Source organism: Leptolyngbya sp. FACHB-8, assembly GCF_014695575.1.
Lineage (GTDB): Bacteria > Cyanobacteriota > Cyanobacteriia > Elainellales > Elainellaceae > Vacuolonema.
Genome location: NZ_JACJOO010000064.1, coordinates 95,833 through 108,895, shown reverse-complemented (window position 1 = coordinate 108,895; position 13,063 = coordinate 95,833). Strand labels below are relative to the sequence as shown.

Annotated in this window: 11 protein-coding genes; 4 read left to right on the top strand and 7 right to left on the bottom strand. The window is 53.2% G+C overall.

Annotated features, from left to right (window positions below; genetic code table 11):
* Positions 1 to 578: 578 nt before the first annotated feature.
* The 4 genes from H6F91_RS16475 (at position 579) to H6F91_RS16460 (ending at position 4,776) form a co-directional block, all read left to right on the top strand.
* Entirely contained in the window at positions 579 to 1,496 is a 918-nt protein-coding gene (locus tag H6F91_RS16475) for a branched-chain amino acid transaminase (protein WP_190771900.1), read from the top strand.
* A gap of 335 nt (positions 1,497 to 1,831) precedes the next feature.
* Entirely contained in the window at positions 1,832 to 2,740 is a 909-nt protein-coding gene (locus H6F91_RS16470; RefSeq protein WP_190771899.1) for an alpha/beta fold hydrolase, read from the top strand.
* A complete protein-coding gene (locus tag H6F91_RS16465; protein WP_190771898.1) occupies positions 2,737 to 3,789 on the top strand; it encodes an EI24 domain-containing protein in 1,053 nt (350 codons plus the stop codon). The genes H6F91_RS16470 and H6F91_RS16465 overlap by 4 nt, the downstream gene beginning before the upstream one ends.
* Before the next feature lie 111 nt (positions 3,790 to 3,900).
* Positions 3,901 to 4,776, top strand: a complete 876-nt coding sequence (locus H6F91_RS16460) for an alpha/beta hydrolase (protein WP_190772019.1) — start codon at positions 3,901 to 3,903, stop codon at positions 4,774 to 4,776.
* Positions 4,777 to 4,790: 14 nt separating this feature from the next.
* Here the strand turns inward: H6F91_RS16460 and H6F91_RS16455 are convergent, their stop codons facing one another.
* From H6F91_RS16455 to H6F91_RS16425, 7 genes are all read right to left on the bottom strand, one after another.
* Positions 4,791 to 5,066, bottom strand: a complete 276-nt coding sequence (locus H6F91_RS16455) for a DUF1816 domain-containing protein (protein WP_190771897.1) — start codon at positions 5,064 to 5,066, stop codon at positions 4,791 to 4,793.
* Between the two features lie 116 nt (positions 5,067 to 5,182).
* Complete coding sequence (gene rlmB, locus H6F91_RS16450) at positions 5,183 to 6,805, bottom strand: 23S rRNA (guanosine(2251)-2'-O)-methyltransferase RlmB (protein WP_190771896.1); 1,623 nt, start codon at positions 6,803 to 6,805, stop codon at positions 5,183 to 5,185.
* 110 nt (positions 6,806 to 6,915) lie between these two features.
* A complete protein-coding gene (locus H6F91_RS16445) occupies positions 6,916 to 7,359 on the bottom strand; it encodes a ribonuclease III domain-containing protein (RefSeq protein WP_190771895.1) in 444 nt (147 codons plus the stop codon).
* Positions 7,343 to 7,711, bottom strand: coding sequence for an anti-sigma factor antagonist (locus tag H6F91_RS16440; protein ID WP_190772018.1), 369 nt, complete (start codon positions 7,709 to 7,711; stop codon positions 7,343 to 7,345). The genes H6F91_RS16445 and H6F91_RS16440 overlap by 17 nt, the downstream gene beginning before the upstream one ends.
* 502 nt (positions 7,712 to 8,213) lie before the next feature.
* Positions 8,214 to 8,945, bottom strand: coding sequence for a DNA repair protein RadC (radC, locus tag H6F91_RS16435; RefSeq protein WP_190771894.1), 732 nt, complete (start codon positions 8,943 to 8,945; stop codon positions 8,214 to 8,216).
* Between the two features lie 750 nt (positions 8,946 to 9,695).
* The gene (locus H6F91_RS16430; RefSeq protein ID WP_190771893.1) at positions 9,696 to 11,048 is read right to left on the bottom strand and encodes a mechanosensitive ion channel domain-containing protein; all 1,353 of its coding nucleotides are present in this window, start codon (positions 11,046 to 11,048) and stop codon (positions 9,696 to 9,698) included.
* 324 nt (positions 11,049 to 11,372) lie between these two features.
* On the bottom strand, positions 11,373 to 13,040 hold the full coding sequence (locus H6F91_RS16425) for a glycosyltransferase family 39 protein (RefSeq protein WP_190771892.1): 1,668 nt from the start codon (positions 13,038 to 13,040) through the stop codon (positions 11,373 to 11,375).
* Between the last annotated feature and the right edge of the window lie 23 nt (positions 13,041 to 13,063).

Below are 13,063 nucleotides of genomic sequence, written 5' to 3'. Positions count from 1 at the left end.
CTGAGCCTTACGCTCGAACGCAGGTTACTGTCATCAACACCACACACTTACATCATCCAATCCATAGCCGTTGTTGGGCTGCTACAGATTGGACAGAGATACCTGATCACCTCTGAACAAAAAGTACCCTGAATAGCGGTGATGCTAACGACCGGGCCAGAAGATTTTAGCCCGCATTGGGCGGATCAGTTGACTGGAATCTCATACCATTCCTGCCTGGGAGAGCTAATTTTTATGGTGTGAAGTGCCCTAAAAATTAACTCTCCTGTGTTGCTTTAAAGCATGCTCTGGCATGCAACCCCTGTGCTTGATCGACAGGGCGATCGCGAAAAGGGAGGCGCAAAATAGGGGGATCGCTATCCATGGCAGATGAGGCAATTAATGGTCAGTCAGGACTGTATGCTTGATCAATGGTCCCGATCCTCTTAGGCTATCTAGAGTGATCTCACTCTGGGTGGATTGGCGCTTTGTTTGGGCCTTTGGCGGGTGCGTTCAGCTTTGCCGTTCCAGTGGAATGGCCCCACCATCCAACTTATTTCAACGCCGCAGACGGCTTTCTGAATCTCTCATACGGACTTATGCATACCTTCCTGCCGCTCGCCTACTTTCGAAATCAATTTGTTCCGTTTGCTGAAGCGAATATCTCCATCGCAACCCATGCGCTGCATTATGGGACGGGAGCCTTTGGCGGGCTGCGGGGTATCCCTGATCCCCAGAATCCGAATCAGGTTTTGTTATTTCGGTTGGATCGGCATAGCAAGCGTCTGAGCCAGAGTGCTCGCTTCATGCATTATGATTTGCCTGCCGATAAAATTCAGCAAGTTATTGTTGACTTCGTTCAGAAAAACCGGCCCAATAAATCCTTTTATATCCGCCCCTTTGTTTACACCTCGGATCTAGGAATTTCTCCCCGCCTGCACAATGTTGAGAAAGACTTTTTTATCTATGGTCTTGAATTGGGCGATTACCTCTCTCCTGAGGGCGTGAGCTGTCGTATTAGTTCCTGGTATCGGCAAGAAGACCGCAGCTTGCCCCTGCGCGGCAAAATTAGTGGCGCTTACATTACCTCTTCTCTGGCGAAAACGGAGGCGGTTGATGCAGGCTTTGACGAAGCTATCCTGATGAACTCCCAGGGTAAAGTCAGTGAAGCTTCGGGAATGAATATTTTCATCGTTCGTGATGGTCGCATTATTACCCCTGGGTTTGACCAGGACATCCTGGAAGGAATTACACGAGATAGTATTCTGACCGTTGCCCGAGATTTGGGTATTCCGGTCGAGGAGCGCTCTGTCGACAAGTCGGAATTGTTTGCTGCGGATGAGGTGTTCTTAAGCGGTACCGCTGCTCGCGTAACCCCTGTAAGCCGGGTGGAAAACTACACCTATGGGAGCGATCGCCCCATCACCGAAAAGCTACGGGATAAGCTGACAGCGATTACCGAGAACCGCGACCCTCAATACAAAGATTGGGTCTTTGCAATTCCCATCAACAATTAAGTAGCCCAACCTAATTCAATATTAATAATCTCTCGGGATTAGCTGAAGTGCCCTTTTTTGCATGCGCGGAACGCACGCAAAAAAGGGCATTTTGAAGTGCTGCATCTTACGCTGTACTTGAAAATGCCCTTAGCCCACCGTCAGGTTATTTGACGGGTTCTGCAAGAAGATTTTGGTAGTTGATGTGTAGGACGGGCTTTGCTGCCCCATGCCACCTGTCAAAATTCTGGAAATGAATAGTACTGACTGACAGCAAGGGGGATGAAACCTCACCTGATGAAAACCCCTGGGTGAAGAGGTTAGCATGGGAAGAGTCGAATCAGGTTTGATTGAGGATGCCACGGCGATCCCCCCCTACTCTCTGGCAGGATCAACTGGGTGTACAACGGGATTGGATCTGGCGAGGTTGGCGAGTGCGCTATACCTGTTTGCGATCGCCCAACCCCGACGGATGCCCGATTGTGTTTTTGCACGGCTTTGGAGCCGCTCTCACCCAATGGCATGCTAACCTGCTGCCACTCAGCCAACATCACACGATTTATGCTCTCGATCTCTTAGGTTTCGGTGCATCAGAAAAAGCGTCGACTGAATACCGGGTAAACCTGTGGGTGGAACAGGTGCGTGATTTCTGCGAGCAGTTTGTGGGGGAACCTGTGGTGCTGGTAGGGCACTCCTTGGGAGCACTTGTAGCCCTAAGCACTACCATTGCTGACCCTGATCTAGTGCAGCGTCTTGTGCTGGTGACGTTACCTTCCACCCGCCAGGAGATGTTGCCCAACTGGCTGCAATCCATGGTGCAATCCATCGAAACTGCTTTTGCAAATCCCTTTCTCATTAGTCTGATTTTGCGGGTTGCCCGTCGCCCTTCTTTTATCCGTTCGGCTTTGCAGAAGGTCTATGCGAATGCCCAGAACGTAACGGATGAGCTAGTTTCCAGTTTCATTATTCCAGCCCAAGAGCCGGGAGCTGAGAGAACGCTGTTGAAGCTGGTACGGGCACGAACTGCGACGGATTTTAGTGCCGATACACGAGTTCTCCTGAACAACCTGCACATTCCTGCCCTGGTACTATGGGGCGAGCAGGATCGCGTGATTCCCATTCAGTGGGGGCGGCAATTGACCGACTTTAACTCGCGGTTGAAGCTGGTGGAGCTGCCGGATTCAGGCCATTGCCCCTATGATGAGGCTGCAGAACGTGTTAACCAGGAAATTCTCCACTGGATTGAGTACGGCATAGACCCATGAATAACGGCCTGATGCGCATTCCTGCCGGGTTGCTGGCAGGAATTGTCTATCCCCTGCGGGCACTGTGGCTTCTGATTCAAACCCCTCCCCTGCGGCGATATGTCCTGATTCCCATTGCCATTAACTTTGCTTTGGGGATTACCCTTTATGCTGCCCTGATTACAGGGGGTTTGCGCCTGGTGGATGCGATCGCCCTCGACATTCCCCATTGGACCGCGCAAATTCCTGCCTGGGCCGACACCTTACCGGATTGGCACTTTACCTTTCCGGCCTGGATGACCCATGTACCCGCATGGTTTCCCCACTGGCCTGCTAGCTGGCATGTGAGCTGGCCCACCTGGCTTAACCCTTCTAACTGGTCTATTCCCTGGCCTCAATGGAGCTTCAGTTGGCGACCGGCGTTACCTAATTGGTTTGCTGAAATTCCGGATTGGTTGGCGATCGCGCTCCTCTGGGTGGTGCGCTTGGTGCTCACCCTGGTGCTGCTGCTGGTTACGGGGTTTATCCTGTTGCAGTTTGGAGTATTGCTGGGCGCTCCCTGGTACGGCAAGCTGTCTGAGGAACTGGAAAAGCGGCAGACAGGGCAGGTGACCATTGTGGAAGTTGGGGTGGCGCGGGATATTGGCCGAGCCATTCTGTATGAATTGAAGAAGCTGGTGCTGAGCCTGGGAGTGGGGGTGCCGCTGTTTGTGTTGGGGTTTGTTCCATTGGTAGCGGCGATCGCTACGCCCCTGAGTATTGCTCTTGCTGGCACCATTGTTTGTCTTGATTTTCTAGACTCTGCTTTAGAGCGTCGCCGTCTCCGGTTTCGGGAGAAGTTGGGCGTATTTATACGCACACTGCCTGCCAGCGCAAGTTTTGGGCTGGTGTGTTTGGTGTTGGTGAGTGTACCACTAGTGAACTTGCTCGCAATCCCCGTTTGTGTGACAGCAGGGACGCTATTTTTCTGTGACTGGGTTTATCCCTGGATGAAGGAACGGGATTTAGCGATTGTGGATAAATCTGCTGCCGCGCTATCTGAATCTGCTGTGGAACAGAATTTAGATTAGGGCAAATTTGCTGAGGTAACGCGAAGCATTCGGGGAAAGTAGGAAAACGGCGAGAGATTCTGAACCCAATGCTACGCCCCGATGATTGTTCAACGTTATTTCCTGGAGCCTATGTCTGGTTTGATTTCTAATGCGTCTTCTCAGTCAGCCTATCCCTTGCATGTGTTGGCGCAAGGGGAAGGGTATCCTGTGTTGTGCTTGCATGGGCACCCAGGGTGCGGACGGAGCATGTCGGTGTTTACCCAACACTTGTCCCGCCGCTTTCGGACTCTGGCCCCTGATTTACGGGGATATGGGCAGAGCCAGACCCAGGAAGATTTTGTTATGGAAGATCATCTGGCAGATCTGGAGGCCCTGCTAGACCGGCAGAATATCTCTCGCTGTCTGGTGTTGGGCTGGTCGCTAGGAGGGATTTTAGCGATGGAGCTGGCACTCCGGCAGCCAGAGCGTATCAGTGGGCTAGTTCTGGTGGCAACAGCGGCGTACCCTCGAGGCAGCCATCCACCGATTTCCTGGCAAGACAATCTGTTCACCGGGGTGGCCGCCCTGGTGAATTGGGCGAATCCCGGTTGGGATTGGAACATTGAGATGTTTGGCAAGCGATCGCTCTTTCGCTACCTGATTAATCAGCACACCCCAGAAACCTACCAATACCTGGCTCAGGATGCGGTGTATGCCTATCAAAAAACATCCCCCCAGGCAAACCGAGCCCTCAACACAGCTTTGCGTCAGCGCTACAACCGCCAGGCAGAGTTAGAAAAAATTCAGGTGCCCTGTTTAGTCATGGCAGGGGAGGGCGATCGCCACATTACGGCTGCGTCCAGCTATGAAACCGCTCAACATTTAACTCAAAGTGAGTGGCATTGTTACCCCAATACCGCTCACCTTTTTCCATGGGAAATTCCACACCTGGTTCTTAGAGACTTAGATCAATGGCTGGAGCGACATCCCGAAGCCATTGAGGGGTTAGAATCGGTCGATCGATAACGCAACTATGGGAGCTAACGGCTAAATAGTGGCGTTGTTGAACGACCGCTGAGCTCGGGAGCTTCATCCGAAACAGTCAGTTTTCTGGGTTTGCACCGCTTAATAGCAACCTTAATTCCCTGGGCTCCCTCTTGTACAAGGTCATCCACATACCCTTGCTTGGAAGCATTTGCCTCCTCAGAGCTGGCGAACGGTCCAAAGTAGTAGGTGCAGCGAGGTGACTCTGTGATCACTTCCACCCACCAGGCAAGCCCCAATGTATGCAGGATGTTAGTCCAAATCTCACTCATAATTTCTTGGCCGCTTCCAGGATAAACAGGTTTTAGTCGGTTTTAATCGGGTGATAGGAGTAATAACACCCCCAAATTAACGGGTTTAAACGAAAGATTCAAGGCTCTCAAGTAGGCTATCTGACTGGATTTTGGGGATCAAGAGTCCAGCTTTGTGATCCCCGTTGGCGATAAACTTCGTAAAGTACCATCCCTGTTGCGACAGATGCATTAAGACTGGATGTCTTGCCTTTTAGGGGGATCGCAACCAGTGCATCGCAAGATTTTTGGATTAACATTCCCAATCCTTCACCTTCCGAGCCAACGACCAGGGCGACGGGACCTTTCAGGTCAGTGTTTTGGATAGTCTGGGGAGCCTGGGCATCGGTACCATAGACCCAGAAACCTGCTTCTTTGAGTTCGTCCAGAGCCCGGCTGAGGTTAACGACTCGCGATACGGGGAAGTTTTCCATGGCTCCCGCTGCGACTTTCATGACAGTCGAGGTGATGCCAGCAGAACGCCGTTGGGGAATTACGAGCCCCTGTGCTCCCATAGCCTCTGCTGTCCGAATAATGGCTCCCAAATTGTGCGGATCGGTAATGCCATCCGCAACCAGAATCACGGGGTATTCGGTTGCTGCTTTGGCCTGCTCAATTAGAACGGAGAGTTCCAAATAGTCGTAGGGGGCGACCTGGGCGGCGATGCCCTGGTGGGTTGCACCCTGGGTGAGCTGGCTCAAACGACGAGCTTCTACTTCGTCGATAACGGTGCCGTTTGCTTTGGCCTGATTGAGTAGGCTGTGGAAACGGTGGTCATAGCGCAGGTGGGGCAAGAGCCAGATGCGGTTGATTTGACGCTCGCTCTCTAACAAGGCCTGCACTGTGTGCCGACCATAGACCAAATCAGGGTTTTCTTCTGTCTCGCTGCGCTCGGTTGTGGCGATCGCAGCGGTACCCCGGCGGGCCTGAGAGTGAGATTCTGCATGAGAATCTTGACGACGGAAGTTACGCGTATCACCAGACCCTTCACGTTTAAAGTCACGTGTCTTCGCGAAACGCTCCTCCCGCTGAGCATCCCGTGGCCCATGAGAACGTTCCTCACGGTGAGAATCCTTGCCACTGAAACGCTCCTCGCGGCTAAAGTCGCGCGGCTTGCTGAAACGCTCCTCGCGGCGAGAATCCTTGCTGCTAAAACGCTCCTCACGGTGAGAATCCTTGCCACTGGAACGTTCTTCGCGGTCAAAGTCGCGTGGCTTGCTGAAACGCTCCTCGCGGCGGAAATCCTTCTTTGGGCCACTCGGACGATTGTCGCGGTGGAAGTCTTTCTTAGGACGATCCTCATAACGAGGTTCACGCGCCTCGTAGGGGCGTTCTTCTCGCTGGAAATTCTCATTGCCACGATCGTCCCGACGATACTCCTTCTGGTTCTCTGGGCGGGCATCGCGGCGGAAGTCCCCCCGGTTATCCGGGCGAGGTTTGGGCCGATATTCCCCGCGGTTATCCGGGCGAGAATCACGACGACCTTCGGGTTTACCGTCGCGATCGGGGCGTCCTTCTCGCTTCGGGCGGGGTTTGTCAGAGTAGCCGCCTTCTCCGGGGCGGCGAAAGTCGCGTGAGGAGGGCGATCGCTTGCCACCTCCCCGGCTATAGCCTTCCCCCTCTGCGTCAGGGCGCCGGGGGCCAGCCTTAGTCCCGGGCCGAGACGGTTTGCTATAACCGTCTTGCTTACCCCGGTTAAATTTCCGATCATTTGCTGCCATAGATTTCCCCCGGCCTGTTCAGGCCCGCACAGTGAATTGCACAATAAAAATTTCGCCGGCTTCCAGCCTAGCACCTTGAAATTGATCCCCCTTCCTCCAGCTGGGCAAGTTTACAAATCTGCCGAACTGGAGGGGGAAGCCTCGTCGAATTGCATCTGTTCTCGCAGCGCCATCAGCAATTCATCCAGGCGGGGAGCATCGGATAAATACAGATAGCCCAGTAGCGTCTCCAGGGCTGTTGCTTCCTGGTAAGTGCCCGGATCAAGCCGCTTAGGGCCTCTAGGAGACGCATTACGCCCCCAGCGAAGAATTTCTAGTTCACTGGGGGTTAGCTGGGGTAATAAAACCTTGAGAGATTGAGCCTGGCTTTCGGCTCGCACTTGCCGCACAACTTGAGCGTGGTAAGCCTGCAAGCGGCGGGGTGGCAATAGGCAGGATGTGCGTACAAAGAGTTCGTACACAGCATCGCCTAGATGCGCCAATACCCCCGGTGATAACCGGCGTAAATCATCCGGGGTAATGGCAGGTGTCAGGCAGCTAAGACTGCTTGACATTTTGAATGGCGACCTCAACTGAGGGTTGCAGCGAAAGGAACTGTTCTAATCGCACCAGCTTGACCGTCTGGGTGACCCGGGGGTTGGTGACGATTTGAATCATGCCTCCGGCACTCTGAGCTTTTTTGGCAACCTGAACTAGAGCTCCGAGACCGGAACTGTCGATAAAGTCAATTTGAGACAAATCGAGGATCAGATTTGCTGGGCCATCTTCGACGCATTTGTCCATGACTTTGCGGAAGGTGGGCTCAGAAAATGCGTCGAGTAAACCGGCAAGGCGGAAGAGCTGCAGGTTTTCTCGCACCTCGCGGTTGCCTCTCAAACTAACCGTTAGAGATAACGTTTCAGGGATAATTGCCTCCTGCCGTTTCGTTGGCGTTGAGCACTAATTTCGAGGCTTTAGTATAAGGCAGGATGCTATCACCTGCAACGTGGTAAAGGCTTTTTTTCGAATGTCTTTCAAAATGTCGATTTTTTGGTTTCTGTAGGGGCAGAGAAAGTAGAGGAGTAGGTGTTCTTTCTTCCTCGTGTCTGAGTACAGGGTCAGATAGAGTTTTAGGGAGGAGGGGCATTTCGTGCTTCTTTCTCCCTAAAACTCTATCCGGCTATGCTGGCGGGCGTTAGTACAGAACTTTTCCGTTGCCGAAAGATATGAGATGGGATATGGAGCTGTAGTCACATATCCCATCTCATAGCTCTATTTAACCTGAGTTCGGGTTAAGGGCTTTTTCGAGGGGCACGCAAAGCGTGCCCCTCGAAAAAGCTCACTTTGTCGTGCGTTCTGCGCACGGCAAGTGGACTCTTGGACTTATCCCGAGTTGAGATTGATTACGGTTATTCAACCGGATTGGACATTAGGCTCCCTGGGGGCATTCTTCCCAGAGGGTGGTTTTTTGACGGAGGCTGGCGAAGTCTCCGTTTCCTAGAATGAGGTGATCGAGGAGGGGAATGTCTAGCAGGCGTGCTCCCTGGAGCAGTTGCCGGGTGAGGGCAATGTCTTCGGCGCTGGGATCGGTGCTGCCGGAGGGGTGGTTGTGGGCCACGATGACTCGCGTGGCTCCCTGACGGATGACTTCACGGAAAATTTCGCGGGGGTGAGCCAGGGTTTCGGTGGCGGTGCCGATGCTGATGATGTGGCTACCGAGGTGACGGTGTTTGATGTCGAGGAGGAGAACGGCAAATTTTTCCTGAGTTTGCCACATCAGGTCGTGGCTCAGGAGGGCGGCGGCGATCGCCGGGTCATCCACAATGGGGCGATCGCTTGGCCGTGACTGAAATACCCGCTTGCCTAACTCCACGGCTGCAATGATGGTGCATGCCTTTGCATCTCCAACCCCAGGGATTTGCGTCAACTCATGGATGCTGACGGTGCGCATGACAGTCATGGGCTCTCGCTGGCTACTGCCCAACACCTGCAAAATATGTTGCCCTAAACCGACGGCGGAAAGCTTCCCGGGTCCTTGTCCGGTACCCAGGAGAATAGCTAGTAGTTCTGCTGTTGATAGGTGGCGTGCCCCCGATTCCTTCAATCGTTCACGGGGGCGCTCGGTGAGGGGTAAATCCGCCACCCGCAAGCTATAGGTCATAGAAACACCCAATAGAAAAATCTGTAGGGGTTCAGGGTTAGGTGTAGGTATGCCACGTACTCCCAATCCTGAAGTCCTGTTCTCTCTTACTAAGCCATTTTCTCAAGGGAATCGAGACCGTGTTTTTGGGGAAGATCTATCAGCCAAATACTTGTGTACGGAGAATGGCTACGGAGCTACCGAGATGTTTCTAAACTCGCCACCATAGGCCTTCTACCGTTGAGTGGCTCATTCTCAAATCCATCTTTTCCGCTGAGTTGAATCGGGTACGGGGTAGTTTTGGGGATGTAAATGGGGATAGACCTTGGCAGGCAGGAGAGCCTGAAACTCAACTGGGACATTTTGAAGGGATTCACAAGTGGGGCCAGTGAGCTGGCTGGGTTTTGGGGCTACTTCACAAGTGACGGTTTTATAGAGGTTTGCGTAGAAGTGGACAATGGCCAGATGGAAAGGGGGTAGATTCAGCATAGATTGGGGGCGAAAAGTAGAGCACCAACATCTTCAGTATTAGGGCAATTGAGGGTTCTCTCAGTGATTCTACGGGGGGGTGAATATGTCTGCGATCGCCATCCAATTGTGACCGCGATCACAGGTTGGACTAGCCCCAGGGTATGCAAGTACGCCCAGTACACAAGGGATAGGGTATGAGGTGTCTTACACCCCATACCCTATCCCTTGTGTATAGAACCAATTCGCACATCGCTATAAAACGATGGTCAGAAGGGTGTAACCAAACCGGTTTGCGAAAAATTAGGAGTCCGTCGGTGTATCAGCCGTGGATTTTGTGACGGGTGATGTCTGCCCTGCCATCTGTTGCAGCGCGTCAACCACGCCATCGGGTAGGGTGACGGGTAGGGTGCCTCGTACATTCAAATCCCGTTGAGGAAATGGAATTTCAATGCCGTTTTGGCGTAGGAGGCGTTCAATACGAAAGTTGAGATCGCTTTTGAGAACAGCTTGCAGACTGGGTTCTCGGGTCCAGACAAGGAGCTCAAAATTAAGGCTATTCTCCCCAAATTCTGTGAACATCACCGTTGGCTTGGGGTGGCTGAGGATATGGGGATGGTTCTGAGTTGCTTCCAAGAGTAGGCCTCGGATTTGCTCAGTATCAGAACCGTAGGCGACTCCTACCGGAACATGCAGTCGTGATAGGGGATTGTCATGACTCCAATTGATTACCTCATGCTCAAGAAAGCGAGAGTTGGGCATGATAATCGACACCTGATCCAGGGTACGGATGAGGGTACTGCGGGCTCCGATGCGCTCAATGGTACCGATGCACTCGCCAATTTCGACAAAGTCGCCCACTTGAATAGGGCGCTCAAACACCAGGACCAGACCGCTGCCAAAATTCTTGGCGATATCCTGTAGACCAAAACCAACGCCGACGCTCAAGGCACTGGCCAGAATTGCCAGGGAGCTAATATCTAGCCCCCAAACTTGTAGCAAGACCATGACGCCGATGACGATCAGGATATAGCGAAAAATGACGGCGATCGCTTCCTGCATCCCTCGATTGATCCGGGCCAGGGAGAGGATCCGACGCTTGAACATTTCTGCTACGGTCTTAGACATCGCGATCAGGGCCAGAATCATGACCACCAGCAGGATGATGTCTTTGAGGGAATACTGGCTGCGGCCGAGGGAGAGAATGGGGGCGGTGAAACTGCTAACCAGGGCCCAGAGAACGCGATCGCTCCAAACACGCGTAATCGGAAACAACTGGGTTAGGGCCAGGCCAACCCCGACCCACAGCACAGTTCGACTGCCCAGTAACAGAGTGCGATACAGTGTCTCTGCGGACAAAATGCGGGATTCTGGAGCTCCTTCGGGCTGCGGAATCGTCGTTTGTAGAAACGGTAGCCAGGAACGGCGAGCTAACCGCCCTAAGGTCAGATGCAGGATGATCGCCAGGGCCAGGATGCTGCCCATTGCAACGACAGCCCACTCCCCAGTGGTTAGATTGGTCAGGATGGTAGTCTGGGCAATTCCTGTTGAGAGGGTGAAGCCAAACGCCGGGCTTCCCAGCACCAGCAGTATCAATAGGGGAAATATTACTCCTACAATCCCCAGGCGCCTCAGCCCAACTAAGCATCGAACCATTACATAACCCCTTTATAGTCTTTCGAAATGACAGGAACTGAATGCCTTCAGTGTATTGCCCTATTTCCATCCCCTATTCTGGCCTGACAGGTCGTGTTGCAAAAATGTGGTTGGTTGTTGTGAGAGGGGCGCTTATTGCTATCGCCCGGTGAGTTAGGACATCACGATTGAAGGCATTGCCTTCAATCGTGATGTCCTAACTCACCGGGCCAAGGTTACAGTTCTTCTCTCACAACAACCAACCACACGTCTAAAACAGCACCTCCTGGCAGCATGAGCTGTGGCTCGATCGGTTAGCCAGTGGGGTGAGTAGCTCTTCACCCGCTACTGAGCTTGACTGTTGCCGTGATGAACCAGTGTCCAACCTTCAGCTGTGCCAAGCACAGTAGGACGTGGTGAAGGACGCCATTGTTTCAGGGTATTGCGATTTAGCAGCAGGTAAACCTGAGGTTCGGATTGCCAAAGTTGTTGCAGGCGTTTGCGGTTGGCAGGAATGACCTGGCGATCGCTATAAAAATCCAACGAGGGTCGGTGATAGGAGGCCGACATATGGACTCGTTCCCCAGGGGGTGTGTTGTTCTGAATCAGAGTGGCTACGGGCTTGACCGGATAGTCTTCTGCTAGTTCCCAAACCCAGTGGGAGGAGCCCATCAGTAAGAGCAGGGTCAAGAATGTTCCCCAGGCCAAAATAGCCATAAATCGAGGGCTGCGGCGAGCCAGAAGAATGGCTGTCGAAAACAGGGTGCCCGCCAGAACCAGACACATCCAACCTACATTTGGCTGTGGCAGAATCTGCCAAAATCCCAGGTAGAGGCCAGCGCCGAGGCTGAGTGCAGCCAGACCCATAAACACCCAAAACCAACTCCAGCTGTAATGACCCAGAAAATATTGCCGCTCGTTAATGTGTCGCCCGTTCTCCCACATGTCAGCCAGGTGGGAAGCGATCGCCAGGGCCAATGCTGGATACAGCGGCAGGATATACCAGGGCAGTTTTGTTCCCATTAAGGAGATCGTGACAAAATAAACTCCAGCCCATACCAATACCAGCTTGGCCCAACCCAAATCCCGGTTCTGCCATGCTTTTTGCAAACTAATGGGCAGAAAAACCAGCCAGGGTAAGCCGTATTTCAATAGCTCTAGCAGGTAATACCAGGGTGGGCCGCTGTTATCTTCCACGCTATCCCAGACGCGACTGAGGGACTGATTGACCAGGTTGCGCCCCAAAAAATCAGTGCCATAGTGCCACACTTGCGCCCCATACCACAGTGCGACGGGCAGACCCCCCAAAGCTAAACCTAGCCACAGATACCGCTGCCGTAGTAATCGGGGCGTATCCCAGGCCAGGAATAGAAGGGCGATCGCCCCCAACAGAATCCCCAGCAGCACTCCCTTCGTTAAGCTGATGAGCCCAAAACCAATGCCAATACCCAGCGAATAGCGAATGTCTCGGCGCGATCGCACCGTACACCACAGCATCACCAGCAAGAAACACAGCACCGCTCCATCTAACATGGCCAGGCGACCTAACCGCATGACGGGCAGGCTGGTGAGATAGACCAGCGCAGCCATCAATGCTGCCGATCGCCGTCGAAAGACTTCCCGGCCCAGAGCGTAGAGGACGGGTACGGATACTGCGGTTAGTAAAGCACCGGGGAGCCGGGCTGTGAATTCGTTGATGCCACCTAATTGGAAGGCGATCGCCATCAGGTTATGGATCAACGGCGGCTTGTTGACGTAGGGCTCGCCACCCAGAGTCGGAAAAAGCCAGGTCAGGGATTGAGACGCTTCATCGGCCGGAGATTGCCAGGTAGATCGCCAAATTTCTCGGGCGACCTGAGCAACGGTGCCCTCGTCCCAATCTCGCAGAGCTAACCCACCTAAGTTGAAAGTGAATGCGACGAGTGCCGCTCCCAGTAGCGCCAGGGCGATGTAGTGATCCAGCCCAAAGCCCCGATCAGACAAAATATGATTGAGTTTCCCAATGCGTCGCATTCCGCCATTTTATAGCGATGCCC

Excerpts from the sequence above, each read along its gene's own strand:
- H6F91_RS16475 (WP_190771900.1), top strand. The coding sequence starts at position 579 with ATGCATACCTTCCTGCCGCTCGCCTACTTTCGAAATCAATTTGTTCCG.
- H6F91_RS16455 (WP_190771897.1), bottom strand. The coding sequence starts at position 5,066 with ATGAGTGAGATTTGGACTAACATCCTGCATACATTGGGGCTTGCCTGG.
- H6F91_RS16425 (WP_190771892.1), bottom strand. The coding sequence starts at position 13,040 with ATGCGACGCATTGGGAAACTCAATCATATTTTGTCTGATCGGGGCTTT.
- H6F91_RS16430 (WP_190771893.1), bottom strand. The coding sequence starts at position 11,048 with ATGGTTCGATGCTTAGTTGGGCTGAGGCGCCTGGGGATTGTAGGAGTA.
- radC (WP_190771894.1), bottom strand. The coding sequence starts at position 8,945 with ATGACCTATAGCTTGCGGGTGGCGGATTTACCCCTCACCGAGCGCCCC.
- rlmB (WP_190771896.1), bottom strand. The coding sequence starts at position 6,805 with ATGGCAGCAAATGATCGGAAATTTAACCGGGGTAAGCAAGACGGTTAT.
- H6F91_RS16445 (WP_190771895.1), bottom strand. The coding sequence starts at position 7,359 with ATGTCAAGCAGTCTTAGCTGCCTGACACCTGCCATTACCCCGGATGAT.
- H6F91_RS16470 (WP_190771899.1), top strand. The coding sequence starts at position 1,832 with ATGCCACGGCGATCCCCCCCTACTCTCTGGCAGGATCAACTGGGTGTA.
- H6F91_RS16460 (WP_190772019.1), top strand. The coding sequence starts at position 3,901 with ATGTCTGGTTTGATTTCTAATGCGTCTTCTCAGTCAGCCTATCCCTTG.
- H6F91_RS16465 (WP_190771898.1), top strand. The coding sequence starts at position 2,737 with ATGAATAACGGCCTGATGCGCATTCCTGCCGGGTTGCTGGCAGGAATT.